The 20,455-nt window shown below is 69.6% G+C and carries 14 protein-coding genes; 8 read left to right on the plus strand and 6 right to left on the minus strand.

Annotated elements, in window-relative coordinates; all coding sequences use genetic code 11:
* Positions 1–38 precede the first annotated feature (38 nt).
* The gene (locus ACFWV3_RS40325) at positions 39–884 is read right to left on the minus strand and encodes an alpha/beta fold hydrolase (protein ID WP_382419211.1); all 846 of its coding nucleotides are present in this window, start codon (positions 882–884) and stop codon (positions 39–41) included.
* 21 nt (positions 885–905) lie between these two features.
* Here ACFWV3_RS40325 and lysX point away from each other — a divergent pair, with 21 nt between their 5' ends.
* The 4 genes from lysX (at position 906) to ACFWV3_RS40345 (ending at position 6,222) form a co-directional block, all read left to right on the plus strand.
* The gene (gene lysX / locus ACFWV3_RS40330; RefSeq protein WP_382419212.1) at positions 906–4,148 is read left to right on the plus strand and encodes a bifunctional lysylphosphatidylglycerol synthetase/lysine--tRNA ligase LysX; all 3,243 of its coding nucleotides are present in this window, start codon (positions 906–908) and stop codon (positions 4,146–4,148) included.
* 70 nt (positions 4,149–4,218) lie between these two features.
* Complete coding sequence (locus ACFWV3_RS40335) at positions 4,219–5,289, plus strand: helix-turn-helix domain-containing protein (RefSeq protein WP_382419213.1); 1,071 nt, start codon at positions 4,219–4,221, stop codon at positions 5,287–5,289.
* 8 nt (positions 5,290–5,297) lie between these two features.
* Entirely contained in the window at positions 5,298–5,834 is a 537-nt protein-coding gene (locus ACFWV3_RS40340) for a hypothetical protein (protein ID WP_382419214.1), read from the plus strand.
* A 19-nt stretch (positions 5,835–5,853) separates the two neighbouring features.
* On the plus strand, positions 5,854–6,222 hold the full coding sequence (locus ACFWV3_RS40345; RefSeq protein ID WP_382419216.1) for a VOC family protein: 369 nt from the start codon (positions 5,854–5,856) through the stop codon (positions 6,220–6,222).
* Here ACFWV3_RS40345 and ACFWV3_RS40350 read toward each other — a convergent pair.
* The 3 genes from ACFWV3_RS40350 to ACFWV3_RS40360 all read right to left on the minus strand — a co-directional run bounded on the left by ACFWV3_RS40350 (position 6,216) and on the right by ACFWV3_RS40360 (position 9,851).
* Entirely contained in the window at positions 6,216–6,863 is a 648-nt protein-coding gene (locus tag ACFWV3_RS40350) for a response regulator (RefSeq protein ID WP_382419218.1), read from the minus strand. The genes ACFWV3_RS40345 and ACFWV3_RS40350 overlap by 7 nt on opposite strands.
* A gap of 4 nt (positions 6,864–6,867) precedes the next feature.
* Entirely contained in the window at positions 6,868–8,058 is a 1,191-nt protein-coding gene (locus tag ACFWV3_RS40355) for a sensor histidine kinase (protein ID WP_382419220.1), read from the minus strand.
* 80 nt (positions 8,059–8,138) lie between these two features.
* Entirely contained in the window at positions 8,139–9,851 is a 1,713-nt protein-coding gene (locus ACFWV3_RS40360; protein WP_382419221.1) for an NAD+ synthase, read from the minus strand.
* Positions 9,852–9,880: 29 nt separating this feature from the next.
* Here ACFWV3_RS40360 and ACFWV3_RS40365 point away from each other — a divergent pair, with 29 nt between their 5' ends.
* Positions 9,881–11,461 (plus strand): alpha/beta hydrolase, encoded by a 1,581-nt coding sequence (locus ACFWV3_RS40365; protein ID WP_382419222.1) that lies wholly within the window; start codon positions 9,881–9,883, stop codon positions 11,459–11,461.
* Positions 11,461–12,984 carry an alpha/beta hydrolase gene (locus ACFWV3_RS40370; protein WP_382419223.1) on the plus strand — a complete coding sequence of 508 codons (1,524 nt, stop codon included), beginning with the start codon at positions 11,461–11,463 and terminating at the stop codon, positions 12,982–12,984. Before ACFWV3_RS40365 ends, ACFWV3_RS40370 begins: the two co-directional genes overlap by 1 nt.
* Here the strand turns inward: ACFWV3_RS40370 and ACFWV3_RS40375 are convergent.
* Together ACFWV3_RS40375 and ACFWV3_RS40380 are read right to left on the minus strand one after the other, a co-directional pair.
* Positions 12,939–14,453, minus strand: a complete 1,515-nt coding sequence (locus ACFWV3_RS40375; protein ID WP_382419224.1) for an MFS transporter — start codon at positions 14,451–14,453, stop codon at positions 12,939–12,941. The genes ACFWV3_RS40370 and ACFWV3_RS40375 overlap by 46 nt on opposite strands.
* Positions 14,454–15,089 (minus strand): LppX_LprAFG lipoprotein, encoded by a 636-nt coding sequence (locus ACFWV3_RS40380; protein ID WP_382419225.1) that lies wholly within the window; start codon positions 15,087–15,089, stop codon positions 14,454–14,456.
* A 41-nt stretch (positions 15,090–15,130) separates the two neighbouring features.
* Between ACFWV3_RS40380 and glnA the strand changes: the two genes are divergently transcribed.
* Positions 15,131–16,474, plus strand: a complete 1,344-nt coding sequence (gene glnA, locus ACFWV3_RS40385) for a type I glutamate--ammonia ligase (protein ID WP_382419226.1) — start codon at positions 15,131–15,133, stop codon at positions 16,472–16,474.
* A 19-nt stretch (positions 16,475–16,493) separates the two neighbouring features.
* Positions 16,494–20,024, plus strand: a complete 3,531-nt coding sequence (locus ACFWV3_RS40390; protein WP_382419227.1) for an FkbM family methyltransferase — start codon at positions 16,494–16,496, stop codon at positions 20,022–20,024.
* Positions 20,025–20,455: the final 431 nt, after the last annotated feature.

Genomic DNA, 20,455 nt, shown 5'->3' on the forward strand with positions numbered 1-20,455 from the left:
CCGGCAGGGGATGCGGCGGGCCTCACAGGGGGTGTGCGTCACTGCACCGATTCGGGCAGCCCCCTGAGCACCTCGCGCACGGCCATCACCACGGCGTCCGGCCGATCCATCTGGATCATGTGCCTGCTGCCAGGCACCGACACGTTGCGTCCCCACGGCACGAGAGCGGCCAACGAGCGGTGTTCCGGCCAGATCTTGCGACCGGCCGTGAGCACCAGGAACGGCACGCGGGGGAACGGCCGGCGCGCCCGCAGCCGTTCGAGCGTCGCCACCTGGCCGGGGTACGACGCGAGCTCCCACAGCGCGGCCCGCCCGACGCCGGGCCGCCGGTAGACGAGCTCGACCAGGTCGGCGGGGGCGGGATCGGTCACGCCGAGCGTGGAGACCGCGGTCAGCAGGTTGCGGAACGAGTGCCCGAACCGGCGCGTGACGCGGGCGCCGAGCCAGCGGCTGCCGAACGCCCGCATGCCCTGCGCGACCACCGCCGGCACGTCGAACGGGGCGCCGGCGCCCGGCGTCTCGGTGTCCGGGTCGAGCAGCACGACCCCGTCGACCCGGTGCGGTCGCAGCCGCGCGTAGGCCTCGACGTGCATCGATGCCATCGAGTGCCCGATCAGGACCGCCTTCGGGACCCCGCGCAGCACGGCGTCCAGCACCGCCACCTCACGGGCCAGCGACGGTCCGCGCCGCGCCGGTCCGCTCATGCCCAGACCCGGCCGGTCGAACACGACCACCCTGGCGTGCGGCTCCAGCAGCCGCACCGTCCGGTCCCAGTCGAACCACGCCCCGCCGAGACCGGAGCTGAGCACGACGACCGGCGTTTCGACACGCCCGGACGCCGCGACATGCACCCGTCCTGCCGAAGACGGAATCATGGCTGACATCGGCCGACCTCGGGAGTTGATGTGGCACCGGCGTGGAAGTGGAAGACCGCGGGCACGATCGCGACGATCGTGCAGCTGGCCGGCGTGCTCTCGCTGTTGCGGGTGGTCCTGCCGGAGGACAGCTGGTTCACCGACGTCGCGGACGGCATCGGGTTCTTCTTCGGCCTGCCGATCGACGGCAACCTCTTCATCGCCATGGTGTTCTTCGTGCTCGGCGCCGCCCTGCGCAGGCACAAGCGAGCGGCGCTGTGGGCGCTGCTGCTGTTCCAGGCCATGGGGCTCGCGCTGGTCGGTTTCATCATGGTCATCTTGGCCCTGGCACCTGAAGAAATCCTGGACGCCGGCGAGCAACCGCACTGGGCGTTTCTGGGCGTCGGGGTCGCGACGTCGGTGCTGTTCGTGGTGCTGCTGTTCGCGGTGCGGGAGGCGTTCCCCGCCCGGCTACCCCGCGGCGCGTGGAAGCAAGCGCTTGCGTCGTTCGTGCTGGGCATGCTCCTGCTGGTCGGCGTCGGGTGGGCGCTCACCGAGGTCTTCCCCGGCAGGCTGGTCCAGCAGACCGACAAGCTCGCGTGGGCGGCCAACCAGGCGACCGGTGAGGTCGTCCGGCTCGGGCGGCTCGACATCCCCGAGGGCCCGCAGTGGCTGAGCGTGGTGCTGGGCCTGCTCGGCACGCTCGTCGCGATCAGGGCGATGTACCTGTTCTTCCGGGGCGTCCGCACCCAGAGCATGATCACCGGCGAGCAGGAGCTGGACGTGCGGCGGCTGCTCGCGGCCGACGGCGAGCCGGACTCGCTGGGCTACTTCGCGACCCGGCGCGACAAGAGCGTGGTGTTCGCGGCGTCCGGCCGCGCGGCGCTCACCTACCGGGTGATCGGTGGCGTCACGCTGGCGTCGGCCGACCCGATCGGTGACGAGGAGGCCTGGCCGGAGGCCGTGCTCGCCTGGCTGTCGGAGGCGCGGACGTACGGCTGGATGCCGGGCGTGCTGGGCGCGTCCGAACGCGGTGCGCAGGTCTACTCCGACGCCGGGCTCAAGGCGCTGGAGATCGGCGACGAGGCGATCCTCGACGTCCGCGAGTTCAACCTGGCCGGTCCCGAACGGCGCGGGCTGCGCCAGGCGGTGTCGCGGGTCGACCGCGCCGGCTACACCGCGCGCGTCCGCCGGCACAGCGAGATCGCGCCGGACGAGATGGCGTCCATCCTGGACCGGGCGGAGGCGTGGCGCGGCGCCGAGACCGAGCGCGGGTTCTCGATGGCGTTGGGGCGCCTGGGAGATCCGAGCGACGGCCGGTGCGTGATGGTCGAGGCGTACGACTCGTCGGGTGCGCTGCGCGGGCTGCTGTCGTTCGTGCCGTGGGGCCGCCGCGGTGTCTCGCTGGACCTGATGCGCCGCGACCGGGCGGCGGAGAACGGCCTGAACGAGTACATGGTCGCGCAGCTCGCGGCCGCCGCCGGGCACCTCGGCGTGCAGCGGATCTCGTTGAACTTCGCCATGTTCCGCGCGGTGTTCGAGGAGGGCGAGAAGATCGGCGCCGGACCGGTGCTGCGGGCGTGGCGGCGGGTGCTGTCGCTCGCGTCGCGGTTTTTCCAGCTGGAGTCGCTGTACCGGTCGAACGCCAAGTACCTGCCGGACTGGGAGCCGCGCTTCTTCTGCTACGAGCGCTCGCGGTCGTTGCCGCGCGTCAGCATCGCCGCCGGGGTGGCGGAGGGGTTCGTGCCGTCGCTGCGGTCGTTGCGCAAGCGGGCTTTGCAGAAGACGGACGTCAGTGACGACTTCGCGGCGAGGGTCGCCGAGATCGACGCGATCAAGGCCGAGCCCAAGGCCGTGCGGCGGCCAGAACAGGTCCGGGTGCGGATCGCGAAGGTCGAACGGCTGGTCTCGCAAGGCGTCGACCCGTACCCGGTGGGGTTCGACCGCACGGATCTCCTTGCGGGAGCGCGGGAACGCTTCGGCGAGGACGTGTCGGTCACCGGACGCGTGGTGGCGTTGCGGGAGATGGGCAAGCTCTGCTTCGCGCGGATCCGCGACTTCAGCGGTGAGATCCAGCTGATGCTCACCGTCGATGCCCTGGGTGATCTGCTGGCGTCCTGGAAGTCGGACGTCGACCTCGGCGACCACGTCGGGGTGACCGGGCAGGTCGTGAAGTCCGACCACGGCGAGATCTCGGTGCTGGCGTCGTCGTGGACGATGACCGCGAAGTGCCTGCACCCGTTGCCGGACAAGCGGAAGGGCTTCACCGACCCGGAGGCCCGCGTCCGCCAGCGCTACCTCGACCTCGTCGTGAACGCCGACTCGGCGGCGTTGCTGAAGCTGCGCAGCGACGTGATCCGCAGCGTCCGCGAGTTCCTGCACTCGCACGCGTACCTCGAGGTCGAGACGCCGATGCTGCAGGCGGTGCACGGCGGCGCGAACGCCCGGCCGTTCGTCACCCACATCAACGCCTACGACATGCGGATGTACCTGCGGATCGCGCCGGAGCTGTACCTGAAACGGCTCTGCGTCGCGGGCGTGGACCGGGTGTTCGAGCTGAACCGCAACTTCCGCAACGAGGGCGCCGACGCCACGCACAACCCCGAGTTCACGATGCTGGAGGCCTACCAGGCCTACGCGGACTACCGGGTCATGCTCGACCTGGTGCGCACGTTGATCCAGCACGCGGCGCGCGAGGCGTTCGGCGAGGAGGTCGCGCACCGGCCCGACGGAGTGTTCGACATCTCGGGACAGTGGCCGGTGGTGCCGGTCTACACGGCGGTGTCGTCGGCCCTGGACGCCGTCGTCACCCCGGACACGTCGGTCTCGGAGCTGCGGTCGCTGCTGTCCGCCCGCGGGGTGGAGATCAACGACGACTGGGACCACGGCCAACTGGTGCAGGAGGCGTACGACTCGTTCGTCGAGGCCACCACCGTCGGCCCGACGTTCTACATCGACTTCCCGACCTCGGTGTCCCCGCTGACCCGCCAGCACCGCGCCGACCCGCGGCTGGCCGAGCGCTGGGACCTGGTGGCGTTCGGCGCGGAGATCGGCACGGCCTACTCGGAGCTGACGGACCCGCTGGAGCAGCGCCGCCGGCTGGAGGCGCAGTCGCTGAAGGCCGCGTCCGGTGACGTCGAGGCGATGGAGCTGGACGAGGACTTCCTGCGGGCGCTGGAACACGGCATGCCGCCGACCGGCGGGCTCGGCATGGGCGTGGACCGGTTGCTGATGATGCTGACGGGGACCTCGATCCGGCAGACCGTGCTGTTCCCGTTCGTGCGACCGACCTGAACGTCGCCATTCAGGACCCGGCGTGTGGCCGACTGTGACACGGCTGTCGAAATGTGCGAAAATCGCACCTGTGGCCGAGGTGCGAGAGTGGAGCCAGGTGGGTGAGCGCGTGCGCGATGCCCGGATCGGTGCGGGCCTCTCGCAGGCAGAGCTCGGTGCTGCGTTGTCGCTCGATCGGACCATGATCGCCAAGATCGAGGCCGGCACCCGCAAGGTGGACGCGCTGGAGCTGACCCGGCTCGCCACCGCGCTGGACGTGCCGCTGGACCACTTCCTCCACGATGCTCCGCCGGTGTTGTCACGGCGTGCCGAGTTGAGCGAGGACACCGCCACCGACGCGGGCAGGCAGGCGTATCGCCTCGAAGCGCGCTTGGAATCGTGGGCCCGGGATGTCCAGCAGCTCATCGACCTCAGGACGTTGTCGCCCAGGAAGCCGTACCGATGTGAAGGCGTCGTCGCGACCGATGACGACGCGAGGCGCATCGCGTTGCAGATCAGGCGTGACGCGGACTTGGCGCTCGAACCGATCCACACCTTGATGGATCTGTGCGAGAGAATGGGGCAATTCGTGCTGGTCGCCGATCTGCCGGGCGATGGCGCGTCCTTGGTGGTCGGCGACGAGTTCGCTGTCGCGGTGGTCAGCCGGTCGACGGATCCGGGGCGTCGGCGAGCGACGGCGGCACATGAGCTGGGGCATATGGTGCTCGGAGATCCTTACTCCAATGACATAGGAGTTCACGCGTCTCTTCGTGACCGCGAGGCGATGATCGACGCCTTCGCGGCGGAACTGTTGCTCCCCTCGGACGTGGTGGCGAAGGCGAACAGTCGGCAGGACCTCGTGGAGTTGGCGGCTCGCTATCGCACGTCGTGGTCACTGGTGACGCGCCAGGCTCAGCTGGTCGAGGTCATCAATTCGGCCGAAGGGCGTCTGTGGCGGCAGCGGACACCGACCAAGGCGGAGCTGATGGACGCGGTCGGATGGGCTCCTCAGCCTGACCTGGATGCGATTCGGGTACCTCGCCAGTACGCCAAGGCGGTCATGGAAGCGTGGAAGCGCGATCTGCTGACGTCGTCGCGTGTGGTCGAGCTCATGCATGGCCAGATCGTGGAGAACGACCTGCCCGTGGTGCCCGATGACTAAGTCGCGCCATGAACAACATCAAGCCATTGGTTCTCGACACGATGTGCTTGTCCCACTTCGCGCTGATCGAACGGCTTGACGTGCTCGGCGATCTTCTGAGCAGTCGGGCGTGCTGGACCACTGCGATCGTCAAGGAAGAGATCAACCGTGGTACCGAGAACTACCCGCTGCTTCGCAACGCACTCGACCTGCCGTGGCTTCAAGTCAAGGCCCTGGACGAGATTCGCGAGATCCTGCTCTTCGCGAAGTGGTCGAGGGCCATCGGCACCACCGACCGCGATCACGGCGAAGCGAGTGTCTTCGCGGCCAGCGAGCTGCTCGACGGCATCGCGCTGACCGACGACCGTCAGGCGACCAAGGTGGCGCGCGTGAACGGTCTTGAGGTGCACGGCACCATTTGGTTGCTAGCGCAGCTGTGTCGCGATGGCAAGCTTTCAGAGGCGGCCACCGGCAACCTCATCGACATGCTGCGAGGCAGCGACATGAGATTGCCCTGCACTGGTGCGGGCTTTGGCGCATACGCGAGGAGCGCGGGTTTGCTTTGACGGTGAGGAGGTGCTCGGCATGATCGGACGACGGCACCACGTGGTGCTCGACTGCCCCGACCCCGACGCGCTCGCCGCGTTCTACTCGGCACTGCTCGGGCAGCCCGTCACCTATCGCGGCGACGACTGGGTGGTGGTCGCGGACGACGACACCACCTCGGGCCTCGCCTTCCAGCGAGCGCCCGGCCACCGGCCGCCCACCTGGCCGGACCCCGCCGTGCCGCAGCAGTTCCACCTCGACGTGATGGTCGAGGACCCGGCCGAGGCCGGGCCGCGGGTGGTGGAGCTGGGCGCGACCTGGCTCGGGGGCGACGTCTACGCCGACCCGGCCGGGCACCCGTTCTGCCTCATCCCGCGCCCGGCCTGGGCGCCGCCGCTGCCTCAGTGATCGAGGTAGGCGAGCACGGCCTGGACGCGGCGGTCGCCGGAGCCGTCCTCGCTGTTGAGGCCGAGCTTCAGGAACACGTTGCCGATGTGCTTGTGCACGGCGCCCGGGCTGAGCACGAGCTTCTCCCCGATGGCGGCGTTCGACAGCCCTTCCGCCATCAGCCCGAGGACCTCGCGTTCCCGCGGTGACAGCACGCTGAGCGCGTCGTCCGCCTTGCGCCGCACCAGCAGCTGCGACACGACCTCGGGGTCGAGCGCCGTGCCGCCGTTCGCGACGCGGTGCAGCGACTCGAGGAAGTCCGCGACCTTGCCGACGCGTTCCTTGAGCAGGTAGCCGACGCCGCCGTTGGTGCCCGCGAGCAGCTCGTGCGCGTAGCTCTGCTCGACCCACGCGCTGAGCACGAGCACGGCGAGCTTCGGGTGCCGGCGGCGTGCCTCGACGGCGGCCCTCAGCCCCTCGTCGGTGAACGTCGGCGGCATCCGCACGTCGACGACGGCGATGTCCGGCTCGTGCTCGGCCACGGCGACCAGGAAGTCGTCCGGGTTGTCCGTCGCCGCCGCGACCTCGATGCCTTCGTTGCGCAGCAACAACGTCAGCCCTTCGCGGAGCAGGGCGTCATCTTCGGCGATCACGATGCGCATGAGGTCACTTTCCCATCGGTAGCGAGACGGTGAGCACGGTGGGGCCGCCTTCGGGACTGCTGACGTCCGCGGTGCCGTCGAGCGCCGCGACCCTGCCGCGGATGCCGTCGAGCCCCGTGCCCTGGTTCTCGTCCGCGCCGCCCTTGCCGTCGTCGTGGACCACGACGACGAGCCGGTCGCCGTTCACCCCGAGGCTGACCCACGCGTGCCGGGCGCCGCTGTGCTTGGCCACGTTCGTGAGCGCCTCGGCCACCGCGAAGTACGCCGCCGCCTCCACCGCGGCCGGCAGTCGTCCGAGATGCTCGGCCGTGAGCACGCACGGCACGGGACACCGCGCCGCGAGCGCCTGGATCGCCCCGTCCAGGCCCAGGTCCTCCAGCACCGGCGGGTGGATGCTGCGCACGACGTTGCGCAGCTCCTCCAACGCGTCCCCGGCCGCGTCCTGCGCCCGCAGCAACGCCTGCAAAGCGTTGTCGGGGTTCTGCTTGAGCGTCCGCTCGGCGATGCCGAGCATCATCACGACGCCGACGAGCTTGTTCTGCGTTCCGTCGTGCAGGTTCCGCTCGATGCGCCGCAGCTCGGCGCCGTGCGCCTGCAACGCCGCGGCACGGGTGGCGACGACCTCGGCCAGCCGCTTCTCCAGCGACGCCTTGGGCGGCGAGAGCAGCTTCTTCGCCCAGACCGCGTCGAGGTCGGCCAGCCGCGGCAGCTGCGAGAGGACCGCCGCCAGCACGAGCCCGATCGGCAGGCTCAGCAACGCCTTCGGCCACGTGTCGACGTGCAGGCCGAACGAGTTCTCGTTGCCGCCGGGGAAGACCCACCAGAACAGCAGCACGACCGGCTGCTGGACGAGGGTTCCGGACAGCCCGACCGCGAGCGCGCCGAACAGCGTGCCGAACAGGGCGTGCGTGACCAGCCAGATCCCGTCACGCCGGCTGTCCGGGTCGGTCAGCACCCGTTGCGCGCGGTGCAGCCACGGCCCGTCGAGCGGCGGGGGCGGCGGGATCTCGACACCGGCGTACCGGGCGAGCCGCCGCCGGTCGTGGTCCACGATCCGGCGCAGGTACGGCGCGGTGATCGGCAGCAGCGGCAGGACGACGACGGACAGAATCAGCACACCGAGCGCGAGCCACGACACGATGGCCGTCAGCAGCCCCGACGCCAGGTAGAGGAACGCCGCCCAGATCCGTTTCATGGTGGGAAACGTATCCGGGCGGGGTGCGGCCGCGCGGTGGAGCAGGCTCCACTCCTGCAGGTAGAGGCCTCGGGACGGGCTCAGCCCTCGCGCCACCCGTTGGTGATCGGCAGCCGCCGGTCCCGCCCGAACGCCTTGTTCGAGATCTTCGTGCCCGGCGGGTACTGGCGCCGCTTGTACTCGGCCTTGTCGACCATCCGCAGCACCCGGTCCACCAGCTCTGGCGCGAACCCGGCCGCCAGCAGGTCGTCGTAGCCGCGGTCGCCCTCGACGTAGTCGTCCAGCAGGTCGTCGAGCAGCTCGTAGTCCGGCAGCGAGTCGGAGTCGACCTGGCCGGGCCGCAGCTCGGCCGACGGGGGCTTGGTGATCGAGTTCTCCGGGATCGGCGGGGTCTCGCCGCGCTTCTCCGCCTCGGCGTTGCGCCACTTCGCCAGGTCCCAGACCAGCGTCTTCAGCACGTCCTTGATCGGCGCGTAGCCACCGACGGCGTCGCCGTAGATCGTCGAGTAGCCGACCGCGAGCTCGGACTTGTTGCCGGTCGCGAGCACCAGGTGGCCGTGCTGGTTCGACAGCGCCATCAGCAGCATGCCGCGGCACCGGGCCTGGATGTTCTCCTCGGCCAGCCCGGTCAGCGACAGCTGCGACACGTACACGTCGACCATCGCGCCGATCGGCTCGGTCGAGAAGTGCAGGCCCGTGCGCTGAGCCATGTCGGAGGCGTCCGAGCGCGAGTGCTCCGACGAGTAGGACGACGGCATGGAGACGCCGTGGACCGAGTCGGCGCCGAGAGCGTCCACGGCCAGTGCGGCCACCACGGCAGAGTCGATGCCACCGGACAGACCGAGCACCACGGACCGGAAGCCGTTCTTGTGCACGTAGTCGCGCAGACCCGTCACGAGCGCGTGCCACACTTCGGCCTCGTCGGACAGCGGCTCGAAAACGCGCGGCGCGGGCAACGGCTCGTACGCGGGTACGGCCTCCGAGAGCGACACACGGCGCACGTAGAAGTCGCCGATCTGACCCTGCTCGTACGACCCGCCACCGGGCAGGTCGAAGTCCACGAACATCAGGTGCTCGACGAACTGCGGCGCGCGCCCGATGAGCTCACCGGCCGCGTCCACCACCAGCGAGTCGCCGTCGAACACCAGCTCGTCCTGACCGCCGACGAGGTTGCAGTAGGCGAGCGGCGCACGGGCCTCGGCCGCGCGACGGGCCACGAGCGGCAGCCGCTGGTCGTCCTTCTTGCGCTCGTACGGCGACGCGTTCGGCGAGACGACCAGGTCGACGCCGGCGTCACCGAGCGCGGTGATCGGGCCGCCGTCCTGCCACAGGTCCTCGCAGATCACCATCCCGACCTCGACGCCGTTGACCCGCACGATGTCGAGCGACGAGCCGGGCTTGAAGTAGCGCCGCTCGTCGAACACGCCGTAGTTGGGCAGGTGGTGCTTCGACTGCCGAGCCACCACGCGCCCGCCGGACAGCACCGCCGCCGCGTTGCGCGGGCCGACCGAGTCGTGCTCCAGGTAGCCCACGACCGCGGCCACGTCGCCCAGCCCCGCGGCGTCCAGACTCCCGGCCAGCGCCTCCAGCGCCTCGGCCGACGCGCGGGCGAACGACGTGCGGATCGCGAGGTCCTCCACCGGGTAGCCGGTCAGCACCATCTCGGGGAACACGACGAGGTGCGCGCCGCCCTCACGGGCCTTGCGCGTCCAGTCCACGACCAGCGAAGCGTTGCCCGCGAGATCACCCACAGTGGCGTTGACCTGGGCGAGCGCGATCCGAAGCTGCGGCATGCCCTCATCATCTCCCATACCATCGGGCTGTGGTCCGTCTCTTGAGCGTGTTGCTCGTCATTCCGCTGCTCGCGTCCTGCACGTCGATCATCGAGGGAGGGGCCAAGCCGGGCGTCACCCTCGAGAAGGCCGGTCCCGCCGGGCCCGTGCCCGCCGGTCTGGAGGAGTTCTACGGCCAGCAGCTCGCCTGGCAGGACTGTTCGTCCTTCGCCACGACCGGCTCCAGCCGGCAGGCGTACGGCAGCAAGCGCGACGTCGAGTGCGCCCGTGTGCAGGTCCCGCTCGACTACGCCGAGCCCACCGGCGACAAGATCACCATCGGCGTGCTCCGGTACAAGGCCACGGGGGACAGGATCGGCTCGCTGCTGATCAACCCCGGCGGCCCCGGCGCGTCCGGCATGGCGGCCGCCGCGGGCATGGTCTCGGACTACCGCAAGACCGAGCTCGGCAAGCGGTTCGACCTCATCGGGTTCGACCCGAGGGGCATCGGCGCGAGCGAACCGGCCGTCCGGTGCCTCACCGGCCCGGAGCGCGACGCGGAGCGGCTGGACCTCGATCTGGACACCAGCCCGGCCGGAATCGCCCAAACGGAGCAGGAGAACAAGGCATATGCCGACAAGTGTGCCGCCGGTACAAAATTCGGGGCTTCAATGCTCGCCAACTTGGGCACGCGGGACGTAGTTAAGGACATGGATGTCCTCCGCTCTGCGCTCGGCGACGCGAAGCTGAGCTACGTCGGGTACTCGTACGGCACACGTATAGGCACCGAGTACGCCGAGACCTTCCCCCAGAACGTGCGCGCGCTCATCCTCGACGGTGCCGTCGACCCTGCTCAGGACCCGCTCGCGTCGCTGGTCGCCCAGGCCGCCGGCTTCCAGAAGGCGTTCGACGAGTTCGTGAAGTGGTGCCGGGAGAAGGGCGACTGCCCCCTCGTGGCCAAAGATGGATCGAACACCGATGCCAACACCAGCTTCCGGCAGCTCACGACACCGCTGATCCAGAAGCCGGTCGACGTGGGCGACCGCAAGCTCGGCTACAACGACGCCATCACGGCGACGATCCAGGCGCTGTACTCGGAGCAGCTGTGGCCGGTCCTGCTCAACGGCCTGACCGAGCTGCGCAACGGCAAGGGCCGGGTGCTGCTCGCGCTGGCCGACGCCTACTTCGACCGCGACGACCAGGGCGAGTACTCGACCATCACGGACGCGTTCAGCGCCGTGCACTGCGTCGACGACCCGCGGCTCATGGACAAGAACGCGCTGCTGGAGTCCGCGAAGGCGTACAAGGCCGCGGCGCCGTTCCTCGACGACGGCAACCCGCCCGGTGCGGCGCTCGACTCGTGCGCGTTCTGGCCCGCCCCGGTGACCGCCCGCACCGGCCCGCCCAAGGCCGACGGCATCCCGCCGCTGCTGGTCATCTCCACGACCGGTGACCCGGCCACGCCGTACGAGGCGGGCGTGAACCTGGCCAAGGCGCTCAACTCGCGGCTGCTCACGTTCGAGGGCGTGCAGCACACGGTCTTCCTGCAGGGCGAGAAGTGCGTGGACGACGCCGGCGTGAAGTACCTGATCGACCAGACCCTGCCCGCCGACGGAACCCGGTGCGCCTAATGACGAAGAGGCGATCCCGAGTCATCGCGGCCCTGTTCGCCTTGATCATCGTCCTCGGCACGTCCACGTCCTTCGCGCGCATCGACGGCTCGCCCGTCGCCGCGCGCAAAGGACTTGAGCGCTTCTACGCGCAGACGTTGTCGTGGGGTGCCTGCCAGCCCTACGCGACCGATGCGAAGAGCAAGACCCTGTTCGAGCGTGAGGGCATCCAGTGCTCGCGCCTGCAGGTTCCGCTCGACTACGCGAAGCCGGATATCGGGACGATCACCGTCGGACTGCTGCGCAGGCCCGCCACGGAACAGGGACGACGCGTCGGCTCACTGGTGGTGAACCCCGGTGGACCCGGTGGTTCCGGCATGGCGCACGTCGCGAACATGCAGGCGGGCAACCCGGTCGGCAAGCGGTTCGACGTGGTGGGCTTCGACCCGCGCGGCGTCGGCGCGAGCCAGCCGCGCGTGCAGTGCCTGACCGACGCCGAACGCGACGCGCAACGGCTCCGTCCTAAAGGCGAGACCGCGAACGCCGTGGAGACGGAGAACAAGTTCTTCGTCGAGAAGTGCGCCCAACGAAGCGGCATCGACCTGCTGCGCAACGTCGGCACGAGAGACGTAGTGCGTGACGTAGACGTGCTGCGCGCTGCGTTGGGGGAGAAGAAGCTGAGCTACCTCGGCTACTCCTACGGCACGCGTCTGGGCACGTTGTACGCCGAGATGTTCCCTCGCAACGTGCGCGCGATGGTGCTCGACGGCGCGGTGGAGGTCGATGGCGACAAGGTGGCGGCGTCGGCACGTCAGGCGCAGGGCTTCGAGGAGTCGTTCGAGCGGTTCGCGGGCTGGTGCGCCCAGCGCGACTGTCCCATCGGCACCGACGTGAAGAACGCCGAGCCGAAGTTCCGGCAGATGATCGAGCCGCTCAAGAAGGCCCCGATCCAGGTCGGCGACCGCAAGCTGTCCCACTCGGACGCGAACACCGCCATCATCCAGGCGATGTACTCGGACCGGCTGTGGGAGACCGCGCTCAAGGGCCTGCAGGAGCTGCGCCAGAACAAGGGCACCACCCTGCTGCAGCTCGCCGACCAGTACCTCGGCCGCGCCGCGGACGGCACCTACAGCCGCATCCAGGACGCGTTCGTGGCCATCCGCTGCGTCGACGAACCGCCGATCAAGGACCGCGCCACCCTGGAGTCCAACCGTCGGAGGCTGTTGGAACTGCTGGGCAACGACACGATCCCGACCGACGAGACCGCGCTCGGCCCGTGCGCGTTCTGGCCGGCCCCGCACACGTCGGAACCGCATCCGCCGACGGTGAAGGGCCTGCCGCAGGTGCTCGTGGTCTCGACGACCGGTGACCCGGCGACGCCCTACCAGTCCGGTGTGGACCTCGCGAAGGCGATGGGCGCACGGCTGCTGACGTACAACGGCAACCAGCACACGGCGTTCCTCGCGGGCGTCGGCTGCGTGGACGGCGTGGGCACGAACTACCTGGTGGACCTGAGGCTGCCCGAGACGGACTCGGTCTGCTGACGCGTGGTCGGGAGGAGAACCGATCCCAGCGCCCCGAGCGCGCAGATCACCGACGTGATCACGAAGATCTCGTGGTACTCGGTGAGCAGCGCCTCGGTGAGCCCGCGCTGGTAGTCGGCCAGCTGCCGCTGGAACTCAGCGGGTTCGACACCGAACGGCAGCGGTGTGTTCAGGCCTGCCGTGAGCTCGCGGAAGCGGTGCAGTCCCCACGCGGACAACGCCGCCACGCCGACGAGCATGCCCGTCATGCGCGCGACGACGACGAACGCCGACGCCACGCCGTGACGCACGGCGGGCACCACACGCAGCACCGCACCGGACAACGGCGCGATGACCAGCCCCAGCCCGAAACCGGCGATGGCCAGGTCACGCGTGAGCACCCACCCGCTGACGTCCGCCGGCCACTGCGCGATGAACATGTACGACACCGACGCGACCGCGAGCCCGCCGAACGACACCCAGCGGTCGCCGAAGCGTGACGCGAGGAACCCGCCGAGCACCGCGCCGACGGGCAACGCGACCAGGAACCGCGTCAGCAGAGTCGCCGCGGCCGCCGAATCGCGACGCAACACCGTCTGCGCGAACAGTTCCACGTCCACCAGCGTCACCATCAGCGCTGCACCGGCCGCGAGAGAGACGCCGAGCACCGCCCAGAACGGCCGCCACTGCACGCCGTCCGGGTCGATCAGCTTCACCTTCGCGCGTCGTTCCCACAGGAAGAACCCCGCGAGAACCACGAACGCCGCGATGAGCGCCGGCCACCCCCACGACGGCAACACGGACTCGGCAGGCGTCGGGTTGTAGAGAGCAACGACCAACAACGACAGCGCGAGCGCGAGCAGTACGCCGCCCACGACGTCGATACGCACCTCGCGCCGTGTGTTCGGCACGGTGCGATGCACGACCACCATCGCGATGATCGCCAACGGCACGTTGACCCAGAACACCCACCGCCAGCTCTGCGGCTCCCACGCCTCGAACAACGGCATCGCGTTGAACAGCGTCGCGACCCCGATCCCGTACAGCGTGCCGAGAACCGATCCCAGCTCCTGCGCCGCTCCGACCGTCCCGAGCGCCGATGACCTGCGGTTCTCCTCCCACAGGTCCGCGACCAGCGCCATCGTCACCGGCAGCAGCGCGCCGCCGGCCAGGCCCTGCACCACGCGGCCCGTGACGAGCAACGGCACGTCACCGGCCAGCGCCGTGATGACCGACCCGACCAGGAACCCGAGCAGCGACACCTGCAGGACGAACCGCCGCCCCAGCCGGTCCGACAGCTGCCCGAGCAACGGCATCCCGGCCACGTACCCGAGCAGGTAGCCGGTGACGATCGGCGTCGCCTGCTCCAGCTCGTTCACCGCGATGCCGAGATCGCGCACCATGTCCGTGAGAACACCGACGACGACGTACGCGTCGAGGGCCCCCAGCAGCACAGCCGCGCCGGACGCGGCGAGAGCGACTCGTCTCATCTACGCAGGAGCCGTGACCGTGACGGCCTTGTCGAAGTCCGTCAGACCGATGTCGACCTTCTGACCGCCGGGCAGCTCGAACAGCGCACTCTTGAGCTTCTTGTCGCTGCCGAGCGAGAACGTCGACTTCACGTCCGCGGAGATGCCCGGCACCAGCCCGGCCGCCACGTCCTTCGGCACCGTCGCCTCGACCACCGACACGTCACCGGCCGACTTCGTCTTCGCGTCCTTCGCGCTGGCCAGGACCTTGGCCACGCCCTTGTCCGGGTCGAGGATCGCCGACGGGTCGTACAGCTGGCCCGCGAACGCCGCCGGCAGCTTGGTGAACCCGCCGGTAGGGCCCTTGAAGTGCAGGTTCCCGCCCGTCAGCACGTACTCGACCGACAGCAGCTGCCCGCCGAACGTCACCTTCGCGGTCCCCTTCGACTCCCCGGCGGCGGTCAGGTCGCCGTCGGCGTCCTTCACCGGCACGTTCGGGAGCTCGCCGTCCACCTTGATCGTGAAGTGGACCGTCTTCACCGAGCGCATCGCCTCGGCCGACTGGGAGAGCAAGGTCGCACCATCGGGGAGATCTCCCCCGGACGTGCAGCTCGTGAGCAGGGCGAGTGCGCAAACCAACAACCAACGGGCGGACATGCGTTGATCGTAGAGAGTCCGCAGCCCTTAAGCTGCGCCCTATGGACCGCCAGCAGGAGTTCGTGCTCCGCACGCTCGAGGAACGCGACATCCGGTTCGTCCGGCTCTGGTTCACCGACGTCCTGGGCTTCCTCAAGTCCGTGGCGGTCGCCCCGGCCGAGCTCGAGGGCGCCTTCAGCGAGGGCATCGGCTTCGACGGTTCCGCCATCGAGGGCTTCGCCCGCGTCTACGAGTCGGACATGGTCGCCAAGCCCGACCCCGCGACGTTCCAGGTGCTGCCGTGGCAGACGCCGGAGGGCAGCAACTACTCGGCGCGGATGTACTGCGACATCACCATGCCGGACGGCTCCCCGTCGTGGGCCGACCCGCGCCACGTGCTGCGCCGCACGCTGTCGAAGGCGAGCGAAGCCGGGTTCACCTGCTACGTCCACCCCGAGATCGAGTTCTTCCTGCTCAAGGGCCTGCCCGACGACGGCCGCGAGCCCGAGCCCGCCGACAACGGCGGCTTCTTCGACCAGACCTCGCACGAGACCGCCACGCACTTCCGCCGCCACGCCATCGAGGCGCTGGAGGCCATGGGCATCTCCGTCGAGTTCAGCCACCACGAGGGCGCGCCCGGCCAGCAGGAGATCGACCTGCGCTACGCCGACGCCCTGACCATGGCGGACAACGTCATGACGTTCCGGTACGTGGTGAAGGAGGTCGCGATCACGCAGGCCGTGCGCGCCTCGTTCATGCCCAAGCCGTTCTCCGACCAGCCCGGCTCCGGCATGCACACGCACTTCTCGCTGTTCGAGGGCGACCGCAACGCCTTCTACGACGACGAGGACCCGTACCAGCTCTCCGACATCGGCAAGCAGTTCGTCGCGGGCATCCTCAAGCACGCGCGCGAGATCTCCGGCGTCACGAACCAGTGGGTCAACTCGTACAAGCGGCTCATCGTCGGCGGTGAGGCACCCACGGCCGTGTGCTGGGGTCACGCCAACCGCTCCGCGTTGGTCCGCGTGCCGATGTACTCGCCGGGCAAGTCGTCGTCGCGCCGGGTCGAGGTCCGGTCGCTGGACTCCGCGTGCAACCCGTACCTCGCCTACTCGGTGATCCTGGCCGCCGGCCTCAAGGGCATCGAGAAGGGCTACGAGCTGCCGCCGCCCGCCGAGGACGACGTGTGGTCGCTGACGGACCGGGAACGGCGCGCCGCCGGCTACGCCAACCTGCCGCAGAACCTCGGCGAGGCGCTCACCGAGATGGAGAACTCGGAGCTGCTCCCGGAGGCGCTGGGCGAGCACGTCTACGACTTCTTCCTGCGCAACAAGAGGACGGAGTGGGACGCGTACCGTCGAAGCGTCACCCCGTACGAGTTGCGCACTCTTCTTCCCGTGCTGTGAGGCCGATACGTTGCTCTCCGTGACAGAGGTACCCCAGTTCCAGCCGACGATCTGCGCCTGCACGGTCGCCACGGCGGCGGAGCTGCCCGCGGTCAAGGTCCTGTCCAGCTCGTTCCTCGCGGAGCACCCCGAGGGCCGGTTCGTCGCGCTCGTCGTCGACGCGCAGGCCGAGCACTCCGGACCGGGCCTGATGACACCGCTGGACATCGGTGTGCCCGCCGACGAGCTGCACACGCTCGCGACGTCGCTGGACGCGCCCGCGCTGAAGGCCGCCCTGCTGCCGAAGCTGCTCGAGGCGCTGCTGTCGCAGGGCATGCCCGTGCTGTACCTCGACCCGTGGGTGCAGGTGTTCGGGTCACTGACGAAGCTCGTGCTGGAGGCGCTGCGCACCGCACCGGTCGTGCTGCTGCCCCGCACGTTGCGGCCGTTGCCTTCGGACGGGCTGCAGCCCGGTCCCGCCGAGCTGCACGACCTGGGCGCGTTCGACCCCGGGTTCATCGCGGTCGGCGAAGGCTCCGAGCCCTACCTGACGTCGTTGGACATGCCGGCGATCGTGCCGCACCACGTCGTGCGCGACGCACGGGTCGGTCTGTCCGTGTGGAACGTGGCCGACCGTCCACTGCACCGCACCGAGTCCGGTTCGTTGGCCGTGGTCGGCCAGGACCTGCTCACGGTGCACTTCCGCGGGTTCGACCCACGGCGGCCGTGGCTGTTGTCCGCCGATTTCGCGGAACGTCCCCGTGTGCTGCTCTCGGAGCACACGGAGGTCGCCGAACTCTGCACCGCCTACCGCGCCGAACTGGTGCGATCCGGCTGGACCGTCGCGCCCGTGCCGTACCGGTTCGGTGCCCTGATCGACGGGACGCAGATCCCGTCCGAGCTGCGCGCCGACTACCGGGCGTCGGACCCGACCCCGCCGCCGGCGTTCGGTGAGGACGGTGGTGGTGGGTTCCTCATCTGGGCGTGCGAGCCCACCGAACACGGCGGTACGCGGTGGGCCGATGCCGTGTGGCGTGCCGACGTGGCGCTGCAGAAGCAGTTCCCCGCGCCGTTCGGTGCGGACGCCGACGCGTGGCGCGAGTGGTGTGCCGGTGTCGGTGTGGCGTCCGGGCGGTTGCCCGCGCCCGCCGTGCCGCAGCCGCGGTCCGAGGGCCCGGCGTTGCTGGACCAGCTCGGTGTCTCCGTCGTGGGGTCCGGGCCGTTGGCGGAACGGGTGCTCGCCGCCGCGCGCGCGTCCGGTCTGCCGGTGTCGACGTCGGCTGGATATCCCGTCGTCGTGCGCACTTCTCCTGCTGATGAGGTGCCATCGGGCCGGTTCGTCGTCGACGTCGCGTTGGACGCCACGGCCGCAGACGACCGCACGGGCGTGAACGAGCTGTGGCTGTCGGCCGAGGTGTCGCGTGCCGCCGCCGAACGCATCGGCGGTCCCATCGTCCGTGTCGTGCCTGTGCCCGTGCACGACGTCGGCGCGCGTGAGCACGCTCCTGGCGAAGTGGTGGTGTTCGCGGCGATAGCGGACCACGCGCTCGATCGTCCCGGCAACGTGCTCGGCGCCGTGTCGGCGTTCTTGACCGCGTTCCCGGACCGGACGGACGTCGAGCTGCGGATCGCGGTGTCGGGGGCGGTCGCGCATCCGGAAGCCGCCGAGCGGTTGCGCCTCGCCACCTCCGCTGACCAGCGGATTTCACTGGTCGACGACGAGGACGTGTGTGCGACGGCCGACGCCGTGGTGTCGCTGCACCGCGGTGGGGCGGACGACCGGATCGCGTTGAGACTGGCCGAGCTCGCCGTCCAGGGCGTGCCGATCGTGGCGTCGGACCACGGCGCCGTGGCCGAGCTGTTCGGCAAGACGGCGGTTCTCGTGCCGTGTCACCAAGGCGCCGAACCCGACGTGCAGGCTGCCGCGCGGTTGTTGCGTTCATTGGCCGACGACCTGCCCACTGCTGCTGCGTTGGGTGCGGCCGGTCGTGAGCACGTTCTGTCCGTGCGGTCCGTTGCACGCGTGAGCGAGGTACTGCGCGAACGCGTCGAGCACGCGTACCGGGGATGGCGCGCGCGTCGGCCGAAGCCGAAGCCCGAGGTCGACCCGATGCTCGCGCTGCAGTCGGCCAAGCACGCCTTACTGCGCCAGCCCACGGTCGACGGGCCCCATCGCACGCCGATGGCGCCCGCGCTGCGCAAGGTCGTCCTGCGCGCGTTGGACCACTACGACAACCACATGCGCCAGGTGCTGCACACCCTGATCGACGGGGTCGAGCGCACGGTGGCCGAGCTGGTCAACCGGCAGGACGCGCTCAAGGCCGGCGTCGGAGCCGGTGAGCTGGAGCTGCTGCGCGCCGAGGTCGAACAGGTCGCGGAACGTCAGTCGCACTTCGGCGACCAGCTGATCGGCGTCGACGACGGCGTCGTGCGGGTGCGCGCGGACATGGCCGGTCAGGGCCGCCGGATGCGGGACATCGAGGACGCCGTCGTCGCCGAGGCGGCCAAGCGCGCGAAGTCCACCGAGGTGCTGGCCGAGCGGATCGACAAGCTGACCGTGGCGCTGGACCGGACCCTCGACCGGATCGACGGGCTGGAGTCCAAGGTCGTCGAGGTGTTCCGCGAGCGCGACGCACGGCTCGACGCCGCGATCCGCACCGCCCACCAGGCGCAGCAGACGGCGGACGCACTGCGGCGCGTCGTCGTCCGTCAGCACGAGGCCTCCGGTGACGCGCCAGAAGTGCGTTCGTCGTTGGTGTTGTGCGACGCGGGCATGATGCGACTGCCCTCCGACGACGCGTTCATGCTCCCGTTGCTGTCGTCCAACGGCGTGTGGGAGCCGGACCTCGCCGAGCTGCTCGATTCCGTGCTGGAGCCGGACGGGATCTTCCTCGACGTCGGCGCGTACGTCGGTTACCACTCGATCCGCGTGCTGTCGCGTCTCGGGCTGATGGGCGCGGTCGTCGCCGTCGAGCCCGATCCGTCGGCGGCCGCGCTGCTGCGGCACAACGTCTCGGCGAACCTGCCCGCCGCCGTCGCCTCCCGGCTGACGGTGATCGAGGGGGCGGCGTGGGAGAGCGCGGGCGAGCTCGCGTCATCACCGACGTTGACCGGTGGTGTGTCCGTGTCGCCGTTGGCACCGGACGCACCCGAGGACGCTTCGAAGGTTCGGTCGGTGCGCCTGGACAAGGAGCTCGAAGAGATCTCCTTGGTGCAGGGGATGAAGCTTTCCGTCGTGCGGGTCGACACGCCCGGACGTGGTCATCGCGCACTGGCCGGCCTCGTCCGGTTGCTACGCCGCGACCGGCCGCACGTGTTCCTCGAGTTCTCCGCGACCTCGACGGCCGACTTCGGTGACGATCCGGTGACGGTCTTGAAGGAGTTCGGCGTCTGGGGCTACGACCTGGTGCCGCTGGCGACGCGTCAGGCGGCCTCGGCGGACCAGATCGTGAAGGCGATGGAGGGACTCCGTTCCATCTCCCTGTGGCTCCGGCCGCGTCCGGTCGGGGCCAAGCAGGCTGCTCCGTCTCCGTCCGTGCCGATCAAGCAGCCCGCTGACCAGGCGATTTGACTTTGATCCTCCCCGTGAGTAACTTTCTCCCAGTCGCAAGCGAGACCCCGGAACGAGCGGTTGACACCGCGGATCGGGCCGGGTAAAGTCTCACGGCGTCAAACCCCCAGAAGTGAATCTACGGCCTAACGTGCTGTCCGGGATCTGAAAAGACCCCGATTTGACACCGGAAAAGCCTCTCGGATAACTTCTGAACCAAGCAAAAACTGAATGCGAAGCGAGTTTGCGCCGAGCCGAGATCAGCGGAAACGCCGATTTGACAAAGCGAAAACGAACTGGCTAAGCTTTCAACACAAGCCCCGAGTGAAACTCTCCGGAAACGGAGAACGGATCCGGTGAGCGCGTGTTCTTTGAGAACTCAACAGCGTGCCGAAACACAGCCAGTAATATGAATACTCCTCGTCAGGAGTATTCCTTTGAGTAGTTTTACC

The sequence above is a fragment of the Lentzea sp. NPDC059081 genome, from assembly GCF_042738015.1.
In the GTDB taxonomy this organism is placed as follows: Bacteria; Actinomycetota; Actinomycetes; order Mycobacteriales; family Pseudonocardiaceae; genus Lentzea.